This is a genomic window from Acidimicrobiales bacterium (assembly GCA_025455885.1).
Classification (GTDB): Bacteria; Actinomycetota; Acidimicrobiia; order Acidimicrobiales; family Acidimicrobilacustridaceae; genus Rhabdothermincola_A.
Map to the genome: position 1 here is coordinate 58,494 of JALOLR010000014.1, position 13,395 is coordinate 71,888.

The following is a 13,395-nucleotide window of genomic DNA, read 5'->3' on the forward strand; positions in this document are numbered from 1 at the left end:
ACTGGCATCATCGGCACCGACCCGACCCAGGAGGACCGATCGTGACCATCGACTCGCCGCCGGTGTGCGACGCACCCGAGGACCTCACCCCCGAGTGGGTCACGGCGGCCCTGGCCACCCGCGACATCACCACCCCGGTGACCGGGGTGCGCTTCGAGCGGGTCGGCACCGGGCAGATGGGCACCAGCTACCGGCTCTGGCTCGACTACGCCGACCCCGCCTCCGCCGAAGCCGAAGGCGCGCCGGCCACGCTGGTGGCGAAGATGGCCGCCGGTGACCCGGCGTCGCGCGACATCATCGCCGAGGGCTATCGCAACGAGGTGGGCTTCTACCGCGAGCTGGCCGGCACGCTGGCCGTGCGCACCCCGAGGTGCTGGTACGCCACCATCGCCGATGACTGGAAGTGCTTCGTGCTGTTGCTGGAGGACCTCGCCCCGTCGGTGCCCGGCGACCAGGTGCGCGGCGTGACCGTCGACGAGGCCCGCGATGCGGTGGTGAACCTTGCCGGGCTGCACGGCCCGCGCTGGAAGGACGACTCACTACTGCAGATCGAGTGGCTGAAGCGCCACGAGCGCGAGGGCGCCGAGTTCTACGCCCAGGTGCTCGACGGGGCCATCCCCACGTTCCTCGAGCGATTCGAGGCCCGGATGGGCCCCGACGATCCCGCTACGTTGCGCGAGGTGCCGGCCCACCTGGCCGACTGGCTCCTCACCCGCCCGGAGCGCTTCTCGGTGATCCACGGCGACTACCGACCGGACAACCTGATGTTCCCCGCGCACGGTGCGGGCGTGAGCGCCGTCGACTGGCAGACCCTGGCTCTGGGCCTACCAGGTCGCGACATCGGCTACTTCCTCGCCACCAGCCTCGACGTCGCCGACCGGCGGGCCCACGAGCGCGAGCTCGTCGCCGCCTACCACGAGGCCCTCGCCGCCCACGGAGTGACCGACCACGACCTCGACGAGTGCTTCGACGACTACCGGCTCGGGGTGGTGCAGGGTCCCATGATCACCGTGCTCGGCGCGGTGTACGCCACCGACCCCAACGACGCCAGCGACGCCATGTTCACCGCCATGATCACCCGCTCGCTGGCCGCCATCCGCGACCTGCGTCCGTACGAGTTGCTCTGAACGTAAGCGGCGGAAGATCCGAACCCGAGCGAGGGGCCGAGGAGGGTCACGGTGCGGCCGGCTGCTTCTCGGCCAGGAGGGTCGAGTCCTCGGTGTCGAGCACGACGTTCATGTCGGAGATCCGCAGCTCACCGCCCTCGATCCGAAGCGAGCCGTGCACGATGGCGGTGGACAGCGGCGATGGTGACCCACCGACGATCTGCGTCACCCAAATGTAGGAGCGGAAGTCGGCGGTCGTATCGTCGGCGCGGGTCAGGTGCACGTTGGTGCCATGGTGGCGCAGCGGATGCGGGCTGTTCATGCGGTGGTGGATCTGCCAGGCGATCACTTCGTCACGGCCGATGACATCGGCGTTGACGAAGTCCTCGAAGGCCGTGGCACCAGTATCGGTGCGACAGGAGAAGTGCGGCTCGTAGCTCCACATCTTCGGCCATTCGTCGAAGAGGGCGTTGTCGTAGGCGAACCACCACTTCGTCAGCAGTTGGACGGCATCGCTCGGCTGGATCATCGATCGTTCCCCCTGGTTCGCCCGGCCTGCCTCACGCCGCCGGGACCTCGAGACACTCACATCAGATAGCAATGTTACATTAAGGGCGGGCGCCCCGGAGAGGGCCGCAGCCAGGGAGAAGCGAGATGGCGCTGAGCGACGACGACATGGCAGCAGTCCTGCGACCGGTGGCTCCGCCACGTGTGATCGAGGGCGTGTACACCGACGACCAACACGACCGAATCGTCCGGATGATCCAGACGAAGGGCCCGTGGCCGACGATCACTGCGCACCACTTCGACACGGTGGAGGAGCTGATCGCCACCTCCACCGGGGTCATGCCGGAAGGTCTCGAGCTCACGCTCGACGATGTCGCCACCGGCCACTTCCGCGGCTACATCGCCAACGGTTCGACGTGCTTCGAGACCGAGATCGAGGACTGCTTCTACAACCTGAAGTTCCTCGACCTCGTTCGCGACTACTGGGGTGTCGCCTACGCCCAGCCCACCCACATGCTGTTCAACCTGTGCGGACCCCACCACACCGGGCTCAGCGCGCACCTCGACGCTGTCCAGTTCCGGGGGATCCGCTTGCACAACTCACCGGTGTGGCTGCAGAACGTGATGGGCAAGTCCGGGCTCTTCCAGGAGCACATGGTGAAGATGGCCCAAGTCATCACTTGGTGGTACCTCGGCGAGAACGGGACCTTCACGTACTGGCCCGACGGGCCCCACGGCGAGCCTCGCGTCCTCGAGCACCCGCTTTGGAACAAGGGCGTGGTGGTGCAGAACGAGGTGATGTTCCATCGCGGCGACCCCGTCGGCCGGCCCGAGGAGCGCGACATCCCGGGGCTGAGACACCGATCGCTGCTGGGCTACGACGCCAACCGCGACGACTGGGCGATCACGACCGACGGCGAGGTGGTCCGGCGCTACCGACCCGACGAGATGCGCCTGCTGGTCCACTGGAGCGCCGAACTCTACGCCGATCGCGCCGAGGCCGAGAAGGCCGCCGACCACAGCGACGACCTCACCTTCGACGAGGTCTTCGAACGCCTCCTGGCCGACCTCAGGAACCGGGGCGTCGTGGTCGCCGACCCAACCGATCCGCTTCACGACTCCGACTTCATCCGGGCCCTCATCGCCACCTACACCATCGCCCCGACCACCGACTGGATAAGCGCTTCCTAGAAGCGCCACGGCGCCACTCCACCACGCATCATCCACAGAACGGACCAAGCCCGATGAACAACAGCGACGTGTTCGACCTCGACGGCAAGGTGGCCATCGTCACCGGCTCAACCAAAGGAATCGGTCGGGCCATGGTCGAGGGCCTCGCCGCTGCTGGAGCCAAGGTCGTGGTCAGCTCCCGGAAGCAGAACCTCTGCAACGACGTCGCCGCCGAGATCCGGGCATCGACCGGCGCCGAGGTACTGCCCCTCGCGTGCCACGTCGGCGACTGGGATGCCATCCCCGACTTCGTCGACGAGGTCGTCGAGCGGTTCGATCGCATCGACGTCCTGGTCAACAACGCTGGCATCAACCCCGCCCCGGTCACCGTCGGCGAGATGACCCTCGACTACTGGCGCAAGGTCTTCTCAGTCAATCTCGAGGGGCCCCTTCGCATGAGCCAGCAGGTCGCTCCCGTGATGCGCGACGGAGGCGGAGGCAGCATCGTCCACATCGGCACGATGGCTGCATACGGGCCGGGCCCCAACATCTGCGCCTACGGCTCTTCGAAGGCCGGTCTGAAGAACCTCACCCGGGCCATGGCGATGGAATGGGCGGACTGGAAGATCCGGGTCAACATCCTCAGCCCTGGACCGTTCATGAGCGAGATGCTCGCTGGCGCCGCAGCCCGCAGCGACATCGACTACCTCGCCATGGTCTCCGAGGGCACCCTGCTCAAGCGGGTCGCCGAACCCCACGAGATCGTCGGACCGGTCCTCTACCTCGCCAGCGACGCCTCCTCGTTCGTCACCGCCGACGACATCTCCGTATCCGGCGGAATGATGAAGTGAGTGAGGGGGAAGACAGAACGAGCCGACACCCGCTCGGGCATCGCTGCCGAGCCCGCTGACACGTAGACGGCGGATCAATGGCCTCGCAGCACCCCGATGTGCTGACCGCTACGCCAGAATGCAGGTCCATCCGACTGCGAGGCGGTGATCGTCGTTCCCCCTCTCAACCCTGACAAGCGGCGGCCGCCGCTCCGCACGAGCGCGAAGGCGATCGCGACGCGCGCCAGCCTGGTCGAGCTCGCGGCCGAGCTCTTTGCGACCCGCGGGTACCTGGAGACATCCATACGCGACATCGCCCGCGCCGCCGAGCTGACGACCGGGGCGATCTACGGCCACTTCCGCAACAAGGCCGACCTACTGGCCGAGGCGATCAGCTCGAGGACCGTCACCGACCTCGAATCCCTATCCCTCGACATCACCGGACAGGCGACCACCTCTGAAGAACCACTCCACGTCGAGACTCTGCGACGCCTCTCCAGCCGCTATCCCGACCGACGCCAGCTCCGGGCCTTGATCCTCCAGGGAGCCGCTGCGGCGTTGAACGACGAGGAGACACGACACCGACTCCGGGACGAGCAGCTGAGCCACCTGCAGGTGTGGATCGATTCCTACGAGGAGCATCGGTCCGAGCTGGGCATCGATCCCTCCGTCGACATCCGCGAGGCTGTGCTCTACACCTGGGCCGCGGAAGTCGGCCTCGGGGTCATGGAAGCGGTAGGCATCGAGCCCCGCACCAAGCGGGGGTGGGCAGACATGGCGGCCCGCTTCGGGCGAGGGCTCAACCTTCCTGACCAGCCCGGTCGCGCCGGTAAACGATGACTCCGAAGACTAAATTGTATCAGTGTTATGTAATAGCGTAATGTGCTTAGGTGACGTCCGTCACCCCTGGTGAGCACGCCTGAGCGGCTTCGGGGCTGATCGAAGGGGGACCACCCGAATGCGAAGGGCACACCAGCAACTCCTGGCCGTTGTGATGGCACTGGGACTGCTCGCCACAGCATGTGGCAGTGGTCGATCCGACTCCGCCGACGGCGGTGGCGGCTCGACCGACACCACGACCGCTGCCGCAACCGCCGAGGCTTTCGGTGATCTCGCCTCGCCGTGTGGGACTACCGACGGCACCAACACCCCCTCGGGCGATCAGGGTGTCACCGCCGACTCCGTCACCATCGGATACGGCGACGACGCCGGGTACCAGGCCGCGCCCGGCCTCAACAAGGAGATGGCCGAGGCGGTCAGGGCCATGATCAGCTGGTGCAACGAGCAGGGCGGCATCAACGGCCGCACGGTCGTCGGCAACTACTACGACGCCGCCATCTTGAACGCCACCAACGTGATGCAGGAAGCGTGCAACGAGGTCTTCATGCTCGTCGGCCAGGGGTGGGCGCTCGACGGAGGCGCAGAGGCGACACGCGTGGGCTGCGGCCTGCCCCAGGTGCCGGGTTACACAGTCAGTGCGACGGTGGCCCACGGACCGATGACCTACGTTGCCCTACCCAACCCGGTGGACCTGACCCCCACGGGAAACGCCGATCTGTTCGCCCAGCAATACCCGGAGCAGGTGAAAATGGCCGGGCTCGTCTACGCCGACTTTGCTGCGAACGTCGAGGTAGCGGACAAGGTGAGGGCGACCTACCCGAAGTGGGGCTGGGACTTCCTCGGCGACTGCGAGCAGACCTATCCGATCGCCGGCGTGGCTCAGTGGGCTCCGTACATCCAGAAGCTGAAGGACTGCGGGGCCGAGGTCGTGTACTTCGTCGGCTCTCCGATTCCGAACTTCTTGAACTTCCTCGATGCCGCCGCGCAGGCTGAATACGAACCGCTCTACATGACCGATTCGAACTTCTACGTCCAAGACTTCGCCAACGCAAACGTGAACGGCTACGCCGACAAGGTGTTCACGCGAATGGCGTTCACCCCCTTCGAACAGGCGAGCTCGAACCCCGCCACCCAGCAGTACATCGACCTGGCGTCGGCCGGCGGCGGCCAGCCAGCCCTCCTCGGGGCGCAGGCCACCTCGGCGTTCCTGTTGTGGGCAACCGCCGCCAAGGGGTGCGGGAACAACTTGACCCGCCAGTGCGTCCTCGACGAACTGGCCAAGATCACCAGCTGGACCGGAGGCGGCCTCCATGCGACATCGAACCCCGCCGAGAACACTCCGCCCGGTTGCGTGATGGTGCTCCAGATGCAGGGCACCACCTTCGAGCAGGCTATGCCCGCGACAGAAGGCGAGTTCGCGTGCAACCCCGCGTATGTCACCAACGTCGAGGGGATTCCTGCCATCGAGGGGGCGAAGCTCGACGCCAACCGCAGATCGACCGCCTACACAGGCGGCTGAGCACCGCTCGTCGAGCGGTGAACGGAGGGCCCACCCGGCAAGGACGTGGGGGCGAGGTTGTGTCCTTGCCCGGCGACCCGCGATCAGGCCGCAGCTGAACCCAAACCTTGCTCGGTCTCCCTCAGCTCAGAGGAGCTCCAGGACCAGCGCGGAGCCCATGCCGCCGCCGGCGCACATCGAGACGCAGCCGGTGGTGAGGCCGCGGCGGCGCAGCTCGTGGACCATCGTCACGACCATGCGGGCACCGGTGGCGGCGATGGGGTGGCCGAGGCTGCAGCCGCTGCCGTTCACGTTGAGGATGGTGGGGTCGATGCCCAGGGTCCGGTAGGCGGCGACGGGCACGGAGCAGAACGCCTCGTTGATCTCCCAGAGCTCGATGTCGTCGATGCCCATGCCCGCCCGTTCGAGGGCCTTGGGGATGGCCAGCGTGGGCGCCATCCCGGTGCGGGCGGGCTCGATGCCCACCGACGCCCACGACACGATTCGGGCCAGGGGCGTGAGCCCGTTGGCGGCGGCGTAGTCGTCGGCGGTCACGACGACCGCGGCCGCGGCGTCGTTGATACCGGCGGCGTTGCCGGCGGTCACGGTGAAGCCCTCGATCTCGGGGTGCAGCACCGGCAGCTCGGCGAGCGTGTCGACGGTGACGCCGCGCCGAGGATGTTCGTCGACGAAGAACTCCTTGGTGGTGCCGTCGAGCTGGGGCGCCGTGACCGGCACGATCTGCTCGTCGAACCAGCCGTTGTCGATCGACTCGATGGCCTGTCCGTGGGAGTAGGCGGCCCACTCGTCGACGTCGCGGCGGGTGAGGCCGGCCTCGACGGCGGCGTTGTTGCCCACGGTGATGGTCATGTCGAAGGGCGGGGCATCGGGCGTGGCCGGGTGGCTGGGCGACATCCACTGCACCGGCTCAGCGCCGAGCTCGAGGCGCTTGGTGGACGACGGCGAGGTGGACAGGCTCTCGGTGCCACCGGCCACGACCACGCGGTCCATGCCGGCACGGATCGACGACGCGCCGATCTGCACCGCCGACAGCCCGGCTGCGCAGTGTCGGTTGTCGGCCAGGCCCGGGACGTTGGTCAGGCCGAGCTCGACGGCCACGTAGCGGGCGATGACGCCGCCACCCTGGAGCGACTCGGCGACGACGACGTCGTCGATGTCGGCGGCGGGCACGCCGCTGCGCTCGATGGCGGCCCCCACGGCGGTCTGGGCGAGCTGGAAGGCGTCGACCCCGACCAGGGAGCCCTTGCGGGCCCGGCCGATGGGGGTGCGGGCGGCGGCGACGATCACTGCTTCGGTCATGGGTTCCTCTGGCTTCCGTTCCGTCGTTCGGGTGTTCGGGTGTTCGGCGATTCGCTGACTCGGGTGACTCGGTCAGGCCTGTTCGAACTTCAGGCCCTGAGGCTGGACGCCGAAGACCTCGCCGCCCATGCGGGCACCGAGCTTGGTGGCGTCCCACTTGGTCTGGTCGTTCGAGATCGTCTTGCGCTCACGCCACCCCTGCATCCAGATGATGCGGTCGTCGAGGGCTCGGATGACCTGGCCGTTCACGTAGCCGGCGTCGTCGGAGGACAGCCAGGCCACGAGCGGCGAGGCGTTCGCCGGGTCCATCGGGTGGAACTCGTCGTCACCGATCTCGTCGGGCTCGAAGGAGTCCGGCATGCCCGGCATCGTGGCGGTGATGCGGGTGAGGCCTGAGGGCCCGACGCAGTTGACGGTCACACCGGAGCTGGCCAGCTCCTGGGCCAGGGTGAGGGTGAGGCCGACGATGGCCGCCTTGGCCGTGGCGTAGCTGGTCTGACCGAAGTTGCCCGTGAGCCCGGCGCCCGACGTGGTGTTGATGATCCGCCCGGCGACCGGTTCGCCGGCTTTCGACATGGCCCGGAAGTGCCTGGCGGCATGGTGGCACATCGACCAGGTGCCCCGGAGGTGCACCGCCAGCACCAGGTCGAAGTTCTCCACCGGCATGTTCCAGATGGCCGCGTCGCGCACGATGCCGGCGTTGTTCACGACGATGTCGAGGCGACCGAACGTGTCGATGGCCTGCTGGACGAGGGCCCCGCACTGGTCGTGGTCGGACACGTCGCCGTAGTTGGCGACGGCGGTGCCGCCGCGGGCCTCGACGAGCGCCACCGTGTCGTCGGCGGCGCGGGACGCGCCCTCACCCTCCACGGATCCCCCGAGGTCGTTCACGACGACGATGGCCCCGTGCCTGGCCAGCTCCATGGCGTGCCCCCGGCCCACGCCGTGACCGGCGCCGGTCACGATGGCCACCTTGCCGTCGAGCATCCCCATGGGTCCTCCGACCTCCGACTGAGCCCACGGCCGATCCGGCCGGGTCGCGGCGGATACCTTATACATCTCGACCAGAGGGGGTCCCATGAGCGATGTCGACGCGACCGGCGCGCAACCCGAGCCCAGCCGGACGCCGCCTCGCCCACCGGAGGGCGACTGGCTGGGGTCGCCGTACCTGCGCTTCGAACGCCACGGCAGCCTGGCCCACTGCACCGTCGATCGACCCGAGCGGCGCAACGCCCTCACCGGCGCCATGTACTTCGGCATCCGCTACGCCATCGACCGGGTCAACACCGACCCGACCCTCGCCGGTCTGCTCATCACCGGCACGGGCGACGTGTTCATCCCCGGCGGCGACCTGGGTGGCGACCCCGTCGACGACTGGGGTGGGCCCGCGCTGCTGGGCATGGACACCGTGCCCTTCGACGCCGTGCGCCGCTCGGCCAAGCCCGTGGTGTCGGCGGTGAACGGCCTCTGCCAGGGCGGGGGGTTGCTCATCGCCATGCTCTCCGACGTGGCCGTGGCCAGCGACCGGGCCACGTTCCGGGCGCCAGAGCTCTACCGGGGCATCGCCGACACCGGCTACGCCACCTACCTCCCCGCCCAGATCGGCCCGGGACGGGCCAAGGACATGCTCTTCACCGGCCGGGTGGTGTCCGCCGAAGAGGCGCTCGACTGGGGTCTGGTGACGCGGGTGGTGCCACACGACGCGGTCATGACCGCCGCGGTGGAGGCCCTGGAGGCCTGCTGTCGCTGCGGGCCCAACGCCTACATGGAGGTGAAGCGCATCATCGGCGACGGCTACGGCACCTACGACCGCATGACCATGGAGGCCAGCCTCGGTGCACCGGAGGCGGTCGAGGGGTTCGTGTCGTTCAAGGAGCGCCGCAACCCCTCCTGGGTGGCCGAGGACCTCCGCACCGACGGACGGCTGTAGGGCTGGGCGACGCAGCGTGGGCCGGCACGACCATCGACTCCTCCGCGAGCGCAACGTGTGGTTGGCCACGGTGCGAGCCGACGGCCGACCGCACCTGGCCCCGGTGTGGTTCGTGACGGTGGACGAGCGGTTCTGGATCGGGACCGGGGCGGCGAGCGTGAAGGCCCGCAACATCGCCGCCAACCCCTCGGTCTCGGTGAGCCTCGAGGGCGGCGACGACCCGCTCGTGGCCGAGGGTCGGGCCACGGCGGTCCCTCGACCGTTCCCGGAACCGGTGACGGCGGCGTTCCTCGACAAGTACGGCTGGGACCTCGCCGTGGAGGTGGACGACGACATCGGCGAGGTGGCCCTGCTGAGGATCGACGTGACCCGCTGGCTGATGGGGGGTCCCTGAACCGACCGCCGCCGCGGGCCGGGCAGGCGGTCTCGTTGCCGATCGCGGGACGAGATGGGCGAGCTCCGCGAGCCCCCGCCGTGACAGAGCAGAGGCGGTCAGGAAGATTTCACCGAGAGACCGATTGCGTACTGGTGTTCGATCAGGTAGCGTCATGGTTCTTCCCCTTCGGTACCTCCGGGTGCCCCGATAGGCACTGCGTTCCGTGGCCTGAGCCCGGCGACTCGTGAGGGGAGGATCGACATGACCGCAGCCGGGAACGGTGGGGATGTCGGTGGCGGCGACCTCGGTGCCAGTGGTCTCTCCCCCGCCGGATCGGCGGCGGAACCGCGGAGACTCGGCCGGCCGGCCCGTCGAGAGAATGCGTCGACCAGCCCGGTGCCGGCGGTCCTGGCGACCCTGGGGCGGGCCTTCTCGGTGCTCGAGGCCCACCCGGGCAGGGCCGACGGGGCGCTCCCCGAGCTCGGTTGGGACCGCCTCGACCCCCAGGGGCTGCGCGCCGCCGCAGCCGAGTTGCAGAAGGTGATCTCCGCCGTCGAGCACCAACAGCGACGCCTGCTGGCGCTCATCGACGAGCGACGGGCGTTCACCGTCGACGGGTCTCGTGATGCCGCCGACTGGGCGGCCAACGGGCTCGGCGTCAGTCGACGCGCCGCCAACGACCAGCTTCGCCTCGCCCGCCAGCTCGACGGACTCCCCAACCTCGCCGAGGCCGCCGCCCGCGGCGACGTCTCCACCGCCCAAGCGCGGCCTGCGGCCCAGCTGGCCGATCCGACCACCGACCGCCAGTGGGCCGCCCAAGCCTCCGCCCTACCCGTCGGAGTGCTCGATCGTCAGGCGGCGAAGAGATCTCGCCCGACCAGCGCCGACCACCGCGCCGCCCGCAACGCCCGTCACTTCCGGGCCTGGACCGACGGCCTGGAGCTCCGGTTCAGAGGGGCGATGCCCGTCGACGACGGCCACCGGCTCCTGGCGGCCATCGACCGCGCCGCGGCACCTCGGGGGCGCGATCCCAGGACCGATGGCGCCGAACGCCGCACCACCGCTGGCCCCGCTGATGGCACCAGGGGCACCGCTGAGGGCAACGAGGGCAACGCGCCACCGCTCACCCCGGACCAACGCCGCGCCGACGGTCTGCTGGCCCTGGCCGGCGCCACCATCGCCGACGACGCCGACCCCGACCGGGCCAACGTGGTGCTCATCGCCGACCTCGACACCGTCGACGCGGCGACCGCTGCGATCCACGGAGGGGCGACCGCAGCAACCGCAGCGACCCACGGAGGCGCGCCACCCCAGCATGCCCGCTCGACACCGCAGGGTTCCGCCCGTGCGCCCGAGAGGTCCGCAGCCCTCGCCGGTGCCACCGCCGAGCTCGAGGACGGCACGCTGCTCCCGGTGGAGACCGCACGGCGGTTGCTCTGCGACAGCCGGGTCCAGGTGGTCGTCCAGGACCGAGCCGGCATCGCCGTGGGCGTGGGCACCTCCGCACGGACGGTCAGCCCAGCCATGCGTCGCGTCATCATGCAGCGAGACCGAGGCTGTCGCTTCGGGTCGTGCACGGCCACCCGGTTCCTCCAGGCCCACCACGTGGTCCCCTTCCCCGGGCCGACCGTGCTCGGCAACCTCACCATGTTGTGCTGGCACCACCACCATGCCGTCCACGAGGGCGGCTGGTGCCTCTCCGGCGATCCCAACGGCGAGCTCCGAGCCACGCGTGCCGGGGTCACCGTCACCAGCCACCCCCGCCACGGCCCGACCCGACCCGCGGCCACCTCGCCGGGTCCCGTGCGGATCACGGCACCACCAACCGCGCGTCGGGCCGGGGCCGGGGCCGAGGCAACAGCGGCGACGACGACGGAAGCCCCCGCGACAGCCGCACGCGCCGGGACAGGCGTCGGGACAGTCGCTGCGCCGAATCGGCACGCAGGCGCCGCGCCAGCAGCAACCGGCGGGGCAGGTGCCGGCCCACGGGAAGGGGCACGGGGTGGGATCGCCGCGAAGGCCGATCAGGACGTCGAGCGGACCGGCACACTGTTCGACGACTCCGGGTGACGACGCCCGGGCGGCGGGGGTGAGCTCGGAGGTCGTGCGGCCGACGGGTGGTGGTTGCCTCTCAGGTCAGGCGGGCCTGGAGGTCGCGTGTGAGGACCTTGCCCACTTCGCTGCGGGGGAGCTCGTCGATCCAGTGGAACGCCGCCGGCACCTTGTAGGCCACCAGGTGCTCCCGGCACAGCGCCAGCAGCTCGTCGTCGGTCACCGGGCGGCCGACCACGAAGGCCACCGGCACCTCGCCCAGGCGGTCGTCGGGCCCGGCCACCACCGCCACGTCGTCGACCGCCGGCGAGAGGCGCAGCACCTCCTCCACGGCAGACGGCGCCACCTTGTTGCCACCGCGGTTGATCATGTCGCCGGCCCGACCCTCGATCCACACGAACCCGTCGTCGTCGACCCGGGCCAGGTCGCCGGTGTCGACGAACCCCTCGGCGTCCAGGCGTTCCTCGATGCCCACGGCTGTGTTCGGCGGGCGGACCCAGAGGCGGTCGTCGGCGTCGACCCGGATGTCCACCCCCGGATGGGGCCGGCCGATCGCCCCGGCCTTCTCGGGGTGGGCCTTGGCGTCGGCCGCCGTCCAGCCGATCACCTCGCCGATCTCGGCCTGCCCGTACCCGTTCAGCACGTGGAGGCCGAACCGGTCGACGAAGCGCCGGGCCTGCAGCGGCGACAGCGGCGCCGTGATCGACCGCACGTAGCGCAACGGGCCCAGATCGGTGACGTCGGAGTCGGTGAGCATCACCATGGCCGCCGGCGGCAGGACCGTGGAGCGGATCTCGAAGCGGCGCACCAGCTCGGCGAACTCGTGGGGCTCGAAGCGGTCCATGATCACGAGGGCGGCCCCCGCCCGCAGGCCGAACAGGGCGTTGTACAGACCGGCGTTGAGCGCCATCGACACCGGGATGAGGTTCGGCGTCGGGGACCGGGCGGGCTCCGCACCCGGCAGGCGCGCCCGGAGCGGGCCCAGGACCCGGTCGAGCAGCTCGAGATACGCCTCGTGGGCGTGGCGGACGGCCTTGGGCCGGCCGGTCGTGCCGGAGGTCCACATCACGAAGGCGACGCCGGGCTCGTAGTCCTCCGGGTCCGACAGGCGCTCCACGCCCGACTCGGTGACCAGGCCCACGGGGCGGGTGGTGTCGAGCACCGCCTGCACCTCGGCCCGCGGGAAGCGGGGGTTCACCGGGACGTACACCCCCCCGGCCGCCCAGACCCCGACCATCGTGGCCACCAGCTCCGGCCCGTTCGGCAGCTGCACCGCCACCGCCCGGCCGGCGAGGCCGCCCCCGTCACCGAGAACCGCCACCAGCTCGTCGGCCCGCGCCCGCGCCGCGCCGCGGGCCTCGCCGGCGCTCACCGAGCGATCGACGGTGTGCAACAGCCCCTCGTCGTCGGCGAAGGGGTGCTCCAGGAGGAGCGCCGCCAGGTTCACCGGCCGGGCCGGGTCCTCGGGCGAGACCGGCCCGTCACGTGTCGCTCTCGCCGTGGGCGTCGACCCCCACGGGGTCGATCGGCTCGGCCCAGACCGGGTCGCGCTTCTCGGCGAACGCCGCCGGGCCCTCGGTCTGGTCGGGGTGACCCCACATCGACACCAGGTCCTGCGCACCGGCCCGGCAGGCGTCGGTCAGGCCCAGCTCCAACGCCCGCCACAACGCCCGCTTCGACGCCGCCATCGCCGCCGGCGAGTTGCGGGCGATCGTCTCGGCCAGCTCCTGGGCCCGCTCCCGCAACCGCTCGGGCGGATCGACGAC

At 70.1% G+C, this 13,395-nt stretch carries 13 protein-coding genes; 8 read left to right on the forward strand and 5 right to left on the reverse strand.

The genetic code is table 11. From position 1 onward, the window contains the following. Positions 1–41 precede the first annotated feature (41 nt). The gene (locus MUE36_12410; GenBank protein MCU0311729.1) at positions 42–1,127 is read left to right on the forward strand and encodes an ecdysteroid 22-kinase family protein; all 1,086 of its coding nucleotides are present in this window, start codon (positions 42–44) and stop codon (positions 1,125–1,127) included. 46 nt (positions 1,128–1,173) lie between these two features. Here MUE36_12410 and MUE36_12415 read toward each other — a convergent pair whose 3' ends face one another. Beyond that, complete coding sequence (locus MUE36_12415; protein ID MCU0311730.1) at positions 1,174–1,635, reverse strand: nuclear transport factor 2 family protein; 462 nt, start codon at positions 1,633–1,635, stop codon at positions 1,174–1,176. Positions 1,636–1,760: 125 nt separating this feature from the next. Between MUE36_12415 and MUE36_12420 the strand changes: the two genes are divergently transcribed. From MUE36_12420 to MUE36_12435, 4 genes are all read left to right on the forward strand, one after another. Further along, positions 1,761–2,804, forward strand: a complete 1,044-nt coding sequence (locus MUE36_12420; GenBank protein MCU0311731.1) for a hypothetical protein — start codon at positions 1,761–1,763, stop codon at positions 2,802–2,804. A gap of 53 nt (positions 2,805–2,857) precedes the next feature. Then, a complete protein-coding gene (locus tag MUE36_12425; GenBank protein ID MCU0311732.1) occupies positions 2,858–3,634 on the forward strand; it encodes an SDR family oxidoreductase in 777 nt (258 codons plus the stop codon). 144 nt (positions 3,635–3,778) lie between these two features. Next, positions 3,779–4,453, forward strand: coding sequence for a TetR family transcriptional regulator (locus MUE36_12430; GenBank protein MCU0311733.1), 675 nt, complete (start codon positions 3,779–3,781; stop codon positions 4,451–4,453). Positions 4,454–4,607: 154 nt separating this feature from the next. Beyond that, a complete protein-coding gene (locus MUE36_12435) occupies positions 4,608–5,972 on the forward strand; it encodes an ABC transporter substrate-binding protein (protein MCU0311734.1) in 1,365 nt (454 codons plus the stop codon). Between the two features lie 126 nt (positions 5,973–6,098). On the opposite strand, the gene MUE36_12440 is transcribed toward MUE36_12435, so the two are convergent. Continuing rightward, on the reverse strand, positions 6,099–7,271 hold the full coding sequence (locus MUE36_12440) for a thiolase family protein (protein MCU0311735.1): 1,173 nt from the start codon (positions 7,269–7,271) through the stop codon (positions 6,099–6,101). 72 nt (positions 7,272–7,343) lie between these two features. Beyond that, the gene (locus tag MUE36_12445) at positions 7,344–8,264 is read right to left on the reverse strand and encodes an SDR family oxidoreductase (protein ID MCU0311736.1); all 921 of its coding nucleotides are present in this window, start codon (positions 8,262–8,264) and stop codon (positions 7,344–7,346) included. 85 nt (positions 8,265–8,349) lie between these two features. Between MUE36_12445 and MUE36_12450 the strand changes: the two genes are divergently transcribed. The 3 genes from MUE36_12450 to MUE36_12460 all read left to right on the forward strand — a co-directional run bounded on the left by MUE36_12450 (position 8,350) and on the right by MUE36_12460 (position 11,647). Beyond that, positions 8,350–9,201, forward strand: a complete 852-nt coding sequence (locus MUE36_12450) for an enoyl-CoA hydratase/isomerase family protein (GenBank protein MCU0311737.1) — start codon at positions 8,350–8,352, stop codon at positions 9,199–9,201. 16 nt (positions 9,202–9,217) lie between these two features. Then, complete coding sequence (locus MUE36_12455) at positions 9,218–9,595, forward strand: pyridoxamine 5'-phosphate oxidase family protein (GenBank protein MCU0311738.1); 378 nt, start codon at positions 9,218–9,220, stop codon at positions 9,593–9,595. 378 nt (positions 9,596–9,973) lie between these two features. Continuing rightward, a complete protein-coding gene (locus MUE36_12460; GenBank protein MCU0311739.1) occupies positions 9,974–11,647 on the forward strand; it encodes an HNH endonuclease in 1,674 nt (557 codons plus the stop codon). 61 nt (positions 11,648–11,708) lie between these two features. Here the strand turns inward: MUE36_12460 and MUE36_12465 are convergent, their stop codons facing one another. Beyond that, positions 11,709–13,076: a long-chain fatty acid--CoA ligase gene (locus MUE36_12465; GenBank protein ID MCU0311740.1), complete on the reverse strand. Its 1,368-nt coding sequence runs from the start codon at positions 13,074–13,076 to the stop codon at positions 11,709–11,711. Between the two features lie 34 nt (positions 13,077–13,110). Continuing rightward, positions 13,111–13,395: enoyl-CoA hydratase-related protein (locus tag MUE36_12470; protein MCU0311741.1), on the reverse strand; the 285-nt coding region annotated here is incomplete at its 5' end.